6 protein-coding genes and 1 tRNA gene are annotated in these 6,435 nt (G+C 53.0%); all 7 read right to left on the bottom strand.

Features of this window, described 5'->3' with window-relative positions:
* Nucleotides 1-61 precede the first annotated feature (61 nt).
* Nucleotides 62-151 (bottom strand) — tRNA-Ser (locus tag ACJJID_RS03445).
* Nucleotides 152-430: 279 nt separating this feature from the next.
* Nucleotides 431-625, bottom strand: a complete 195-nt coding sequence (gene csrA, locus ACJJID_RS03440) for a carbon storage regulator CsrA (protein ID WP_091391203.1) — start codon at nucleotides 623-625, stop codon at nucleotides 431-433.
* Nucleotides 626-864: 239 nt separating this feature from the next.
* The gene (locus tag ACJJID_RS03435; protein ID WP_152452370.1) at nucleotides 865-2,088 is read right to left on the bottom strand and encodes an aspartate kinase; all 1,224 of its coding nucleotides are present in this window, start codon (nucleotides 2,086-2,088) and stop codon (nucleotides 865-867) included.
* A gap of 129 nt (nucleotides 2,089-2,217) precedes the next feature.
* Nucleotides 2,218-4,830 (bottom strand): alanine--tRNA ligase, encoded by a 2,613-nt coding sequence (gene alaS / locus ACJJID_RS03430; RefSeq protein WP_444921496.1) that lies wholly within the window; start codon nucleotides 4,828-4,830, stop codon nucleotides 2,218-2,220.
* A 71-nt stretch (nucleotides 4,831-4,901) separates the two neighbouring features.
* Nucleotides 4,902-5,249 carry a histidine triad nucleotide-binding protein gene (locus tag ACJJID_RS03425; RefSeq protein WP_444921495.1) on the bottom strand — a complete coding sequence of 116 codons (348 nt, stop codon included), beginning with the start codon at nucleotides 5,247-5,249 and terminating at the stop codon, nucleotides 4,902-4,904.
* Nucleotides 5,250-5,253: 4 nt separating this feature from the next.
* The gene (locus tag ACJJID_RS03420; RefSeq protein WP_152452364.1) at nucleotides 5,254-5,439 is read right to left on the bottom strand and encodes a Trm112 family protein; all 186 of its coding nucleotides are present in this window, start codon (nucleotides 5,437-5,439) and stop codon (nucleotides 5,254-5,256) included.
* A gap of 132 nt (nucleotides 5,440-5,571) precedes the next feature.
* A complete protein-coding gene (locus ACJJID_RS03415) occupies nucleotides 5,572-6,411 on the bottom strand; it encodes a lysophospholipase (RefSeq protein WP_444921494.1) in 840 nt (279 codons plus the stop codon).
* Between the last annotated feature and the right edge of the window lie 24 nt (nucleotides 6,412-6,435).

The following is a 6,435-nucleotide window of genomic DNA, read 5'->3' as shown; positions in this document are numbered from 1 at the left end:
TGCAAGCCCCTCAAAATTTCTTTTGTGAGACTCAAACCTTCAAACAAGAAGGCCTAAATTATGGCGGAGAGAGAGGGATTCGAACCCTCGATGAGTGTTAACCCATACGCCCTTAGCAGGGGCGCGCCTTCAGCCACTCGGCCATCTCTCCTTCTAGACCTCAATGGAAGCTCAGCTTCCAGGCCGCCTCCGAAGAGGCCTTTCATGTCGATCAATCTGTTTGATTGCTCGCTGAAAGTGGGCGGCATAATACCAACGGTTCGGCAAAAATCAATGGTGAATCAATAACTTTTTGCACTTTTTTGCTTTTCCGGACACCTTTTACACAAGGTGCTCAAAAAAAAGACTTTCCCGCCAGACGCGAAGCACAAACAATAAACAGCAAAAATAAAAAAAGGCCGGGATCCCGGCCTTTTAGAAAAGAGTTCGCTTACTCGTTGCCACCCTCCTCAGAGGATTGCTTTTCACGCTGGATGCGCTGGTAAATTTCTTCGCGGTGTACGGCTACTTCTTTTGGCGCATTTACGCCAATACGCACCTGATTGCCTTTCACCCCCAGCACGGTAACCGTGACATTGTCGCCAACCATCAGCGTCTCGCCAATTCGGCGGGTTAAAATCAACATTACCTACTTCTCCTTGATCATCCTGTGATAAAGAGCAGCCTGCACTTTCCCAAAGCTGCTCTTATTTGGTCATCATAACCGGGTGGCGGTACACGCAAGGTCAAAAACTACCCATCACACTCTTCAGTATTGACCAGTCGAACGAAATCTCAACAGGTTGGATGCAATGCCAAACAACTGAATCGAAATGGGAAGGCTCTCTTTGCCTTAACTCCGGTTATAGCGTTCTTTCATCTCTCTCACTTGGAGAGTTCAAACTCACTGTGCAAAGCGCGCACTGCCAGCTCGAGATAGCGCTCATCAATAATCACCGAAATCTTGATTTCGGAAGTGGTGATCATCTGAATGTTGATATTGTCTTCACCCAGCGCACTAAACATACGACTGGCCACATTCGCATGGGAGCGCATTCCCACGCCGACAATAGAAACCTTGGCAATCTTGTCGTCTGTGATCACCTCACGCGCACCAAGTTCCGCTGAGACACGCTCTAATACTTCGCGAGCCTTGCCTAAATCGTTGCGATGCACTGTGAAAGTGAAATCGGTGGTTCCATCAACCGCACTAATGTTCTGTACGATGACATCTACTTCGATGTTTTCTTTGCCAACAGGTGCCAAAATACGGCAGGCAACACCGGGAGTGTCCGGGACACCACGGATCGTTAACTTGGCCTCATCACGGTTGAATGCGATGCCGGATACGACAGGTTGCTCCATCTCGTTATCTTCCTCATCCAGGCTTATCAGGGTTCCCTCACCCTCTTCAAAAGTCGAGAGCACGCGCAAAGGAACCTTGTACTTGCCAGCGAACTCCACGGCACGGATTTGCAGGACCTTAGAGCCAAGACTGGCCATCTCCAGCATTTCCTCAAAAGTAATCCGATCCATACGGCGCGCACTATCCACCACACGTGGGTCGGTGGTGTAGACCCCATCAACATCCGTATAAATTTGGCATTCCGTGGCATCAAGCGCAGCAGCAAGCGCTACACCCGTGGTATCTGAACCGCCGCGCCCGAGAGTGGTGATGTTTCCGTTGTCATCCACCCCCTGGAAACCGGCGACCACAACCACCTTGCCGCTATCCAGGTCCGTGCGCATACGCTCGACATCAATACGCTGAATACGAGCCTTGGTATGGGCATTATCCGTGAGGATTTTGACTTGCCCGCCAGTATAGGAGCAAGCATCGTAGCCGCGCTTTTTCAGGGCCATGCTCAACAGCGCAATAGTGACCTGCTCACCAGTGGATACCAGTACATCGAGTTCGCGAGGGTCGGGTTTTTCCTGAATCTGGTAGGCTAGATCAATCAGGCGGTTGGTCTCTCCGCTCATTGCGGAAAGCACGACAACCATACCGTGCCCCTTTGCACGAAAGGCGGCTACCTTGTCGGCGACAGCTTCGATACGCTCGATAGAGCCCACGGAAGTACCGCCATATTTCTGCACGAACAAACTCATAACTTTCTGTGTTTCCTTAGCTCCAGGCCAAGTCCGCGCACCGCTCGAAATCGTGCAGGCGCGCACTTAATCACCAAACTTCGGCGAAATCAACTTCACACGCTATTTATGGCGCCAATTTGACCGAAATCAGCTTTTGAGAGAGCTCTCCACCCATTCAGGCACTTCCTGCAACATGCCTGGCAGAGCGGATGCGTCGGTCCCCCCCCCTTGCGCCATATCGCTGCGGCCGCCGCCTTTACCACCAATCTTGCCCGCGGCAAAGCGCATCAAATCACCCGCTGACAGGCGGTCGGTGAGGTCTTTAGTAACCGCTGCAACAAGGGCAACCTTGTCTTCGCCCGGTGCCGCCAACAATACGACGCCACTGCCCAGCTTATTTTTCATCTGGTCGGCCAGATCACGCAAAGATTTGGGATCGGCTCCATCGATTGAAGCAGCTAACAGTTTAAAGCCCGCAATTTCTATCGCCTGGGCACTGAGATCACCTCCGGCACCACTGGCCAGCTTGGTTTTTAGCTGCGCAATTTCCTTTTCCAATTTGCGATTATTGAGCAGTAACTGCTCCACCTTATCCGCAAGTGTGTCTGGACGCGCCTTGAGAAGTGCCGCGACATGTTCGATCCGCTGCTCGGCACGATCAAACTGAGCCAATGCATGAGCACCAGTAACGGCCTCGATACGGCGCTGCCCGGAAGCGATACCGCTCTCACTGACAATACGCAAAAGACCAATATCGCCGGTGCGTTTCACGTGGGTACCGCCACACAGCTCTACGGAGAAAGCGACACCTTCTGCAGCCCCCATGGAAAGGACGCGCACTGTATCGCCATACTTTTCACCAAACAGTGCCATGGCGCCCATTTCTTTGGCCGACTCAATATCTGTCTCACAGGTATCGACCGGTGTATTGGCGCGAATCTGTGCATTTACAAGGGATTCAATCGCGTGCAACTGCTTGGCGGTGACCGCTTCCGGGTGGGAGAAGTCAAAACGCAAGCGCTCGGAGTCAACCAGTGAGCCTTTCTGAGTCACATGTTCGCCGAGCACTTTGCGAAGAGCGGCGTGTAACAAATGAGTCGCGGAGTGATTTAAAGCCGTTGCCTGGCGCACATCTGCAGACACCTCCGCAGTGAGCTGCTCACCGACAGCAATGGTTCCCTGTAGCAATTTACCGGCATGCAAATAATGGCCGCCCTGCTTGTTGCAGTCGCGCACCTCAAAACGGCCCGATGCGGCCTTTAGATAGCCACTATCGCCAACCTGACCACCTGACTCGGCATAAAACGGTGTGCGATCAAGGATTACCACACCTTCTTCACCCTCTTCCAGGTGCTGAACCTGCTCACCGCCTTTAACGATGGCAACCACGGTGCCTTCGGCTTCAGTCGTTTCGTAACCGAGAAATTCCGTACTGCCCTGCAGATCCAGAGCTTCGGTGTAATCCTGCTTAAATTTACCGGCGGCACGTGCCCGCTCACGCTGGGCTTCCATAGCAGCTTCATAACCCGCCATATCCAGGGACAGACCGCGCTCGCGGGCGATATCCTGGGTCAGGTCTGTAGGAAAGCCGTAGGTATCGTGCAAAGTAAATACCAGCTCGCCGGGCACTTCACTGCCTTCGAGAGAGCTCAATGCGCTTTCCAGCAAGGCCATGCCCTTGTCTAAGGTCTTGGCGAATTGCTCTTCCTCTTTACGCAGAGCCTGCTCTATCAGCGACTGCTTCTCGCGCAGTTCTGGATAGGCATCCCCCATCTGATCTACCAGGGCGCTTACCAGTTTGTAGAAGAATACTTCCTGGTGGCCCAACTTGTGCCCGTGACGTACTGCCCGGCGAATAATGCGGCGCAACACAAAGCCACGGCCTTCATTGGAAGGCATAACGCCATCGGCGATCAGGAAGGAACAAGAGCGGATATGATCGGCAATTACCCGCAGGGATTTTTCTTCCAGATTGTCGCAGCCAACAATTTCACTGGCCGCTCGCAACAGCGCCTGGAATAGATCGATTTCATAATTTGAGTGCACGCCCTGCATAACAGCGGCAATACGCTCCAGCCCCATGCCGGTATCGACGGAGGGCTTGGGCAGTGGGTGCAGTTCGCCATCCGCAGTGCGCTCGTACTGCATAAATACCAGGTTCCAAATCTCGATATAGCGATCGAGATCATCGTTGTCGGAGCCGGGAGGACCACCGGGGACATCTTCACCGTGGTCATAGAAAATTTCTGAGCTTGGACCACAGGGGCCGGTATCCCCCATCTGCCAGAAATTATCCTCGTCGAGGCGGGAAAAACGCTCCGGGCTGACTCCCACTTCCTTTTGCCAGATATCGGCGGCCTCATCATCGCTAATATGCACGGTTACCCATAGGCGCTCTTCGGGCAGATTCAACACTTTGGTGAGGAAGTCCCAGGCAAAACGGATGGCGTCGCGTTTGAAATAATCGCCAAAGCTGAAATTACCCAACATCTCGAAGAAAGTGTGGTGACGCGCGGTATAACCTACGTTTTCAAGATCATTATGTTTACCACCCGCGCGCACACAGCGCTGAGAACTCGCCGCGCGCTTATAGGGGCGAGACTCCTGACCGAGAAAGGTATCCTTGAATTGCACCATGCCGGCGTTGGTGAACAACAGGGTTGGATCATTGCCCGGCACCAGAGAGCTAGACGGCACCAGGGTATGGCCCTGTTCGGCAAAGTAATTCAGAAAGGCGTCGCGAATCTGTGCGCTTTTCATCCGGCGTAATTCCACTTCGTTAGTTGAGAGTTATTGAATGACACCGATGACGCGGTGTCTCGTCTGTTCCGCTACTGTGCGAGCCCCTGTTCGGGCATTATTTGTTGAGCCAGCAGATGAACATGCAGGTGAAATACGGTCTGTCCCGCGCTTCGACCATTGTTGACCACAAGTCGAAATCCCTCTAGCGCCAGCTTTCGCCCAAGTTCAGCAGCTACCCACATCAGGTGGCCGAGCAGGGCCTTGTCATCGCTTTTGGCGTCGGACAAGTTAACCAGGGGTTTACGCGGAATAATGAGGAGATGGGTCGGGGCTTGTGGCGCCCGGTCCTCAATAACGACACAAAGATCGTCCTCGTAGATTTTCTCGTTTGCTATTTCGCCCGAGATTATTCGACTGAAAACGCTGGGTTCACCCATTGGTTTATTTTTCCAGCTTTTCCTCAGCAGTCAGCTGACGCGCCTCGGATTCCAGCATTACCGGAATGCCATCCTTTATTGGATAGGCCAGACCACTGGCTTTACACACCAGCTCCTGGGTCTCCTCACGGTACTCAAGCGGCGCCTTGCTCACCGGACACACTAACAGGCTCAGTAACTTCTTATCCATGTTCCACCCCACGATTTCCCCCTGACATGAGAAGCAGGGGGCAAAAATGACCGCGTATCATACAATGCTTCATAGGGTTTTTCACGGCATTCGCCACGGCTTCGAGTCTTCGGAGTTGGCACCCGCTTATTTTTATCCATAGGTGACAGAGCCCACTTGTGGGGCGTAGGATTTCAGGTGCCCACACAGTAAGTCCCGCGCCAGGCGCCCTTCTTCAACCTCATTAAAAAGCTCGTGATAGGCCTCTGGAAAGCAATGCAACATTTTACGAATCGACCCCATCCGCTCAAACCACTCACGGCTAACCGCCACATCCACGAGCCGATCAGATTCTGGCAGTAGCATTAGACAGGGCACCAACAATCGCTCCAGATTGACGGAAATAAATTCCCGCTCACGCAAAAAGGTCTCAAACCAGCGCAGGGAAACTCCGCGATGCACCAACTCATCCTCGCGGTAGGCTTCAACCACCGACGTATCCCGGCTCAACCACTGGCTATCAAGCCTGCTGGAAAGTACCAACCCCGGGAACAGTTTTGCCAGTAATAACACCAGCTTCAATTCCAAACCCGATGGCTCTTTAGCTCCCCGGAATCCCGGCGCAGACAGGATGATACTGTCCACTGCACCATAGCGAATGGCACTACCACAGGCGACCACAGCCCCCATACTATGCCCCAGCAGGTGCAACTTTGTACCGGGATTACCACTTTTGACCAGGCAGATGAATTCATAGAGATCCTCACAATAGAGGGAAAAATCCTCTATGTGGCCCCGCTTCCCTTCCGACAAACCGTGACCGTAATGATCCGGCACATAAACGCTGAAGCCGGCCCGATTGAGGTGCGCCGCCAAGGCACTGTAGCGACCACTGTGCTCTCCCAGCCCATGGGAAATCACTACAACCCCCTGTGCACCTTCAACCCACCAACGACGATAATGCAGAATGACATTCCTTGTTACAAATTCCATGGCCACTCCCAACTCTTTATTGTT

This window comes from Microbulbifer sp. CnH-101-G (assembly GCF_052466775.1).
Note: the sequence above shows the minus strand (reverse complement) of the source record. Positions and strands in the feature narration are given on the sequence as shown.

What these genes read in the sequence shown, in the direction of transcription:
- alaS (WP_444921496.1), bottom strand. Translation starts at nt 4,830, where the DNA reads ATGAAAAGCGCACAGATTCGCGACGCCTTTCTGAATTACTTTGCCGAA.
- ACJJID_RS03415 (WP_444921494.1), bottom strand. Translation starts at nt 6,411, where the DNA reads ATGGAATTTGTAACAAGGAATGTCATTCTGCATTATCGTCGTTGGTGG.
- ACJJID_RS03435 (WP_152452370.1), bottom strand. Translation starts at nt 2,088, where the DNA reads ATGAGTTTGTTCGTGCAGAAATATGGCGGTACTTCCGTGGGCTCTATC.
- ACJJID_RS03420 (WP_152452364.1), bottom strand. Translation starts at nt 5,439, where the DNA reads ATGGATAAGAAGTTACTGAGCCTGTTAGTGTGTCCGGTGAGCAAGGCG.
- ACJJID_RS03425 (WP_444921495.1), bottom strand. Translation starts at nt 5,249, where the DNA reads ATGGGTGAACCCAGCGTTTTCAGTCGAATAATCTCGGGCGAAATAGCA.
- csrA (WP_091391203.1), bottom strand. Translation starts at nt 625, where the DNA reads ATGTTGATTTTAACCCGCCGAATTGGCGAGACGCTGATGGTTGGCGAC.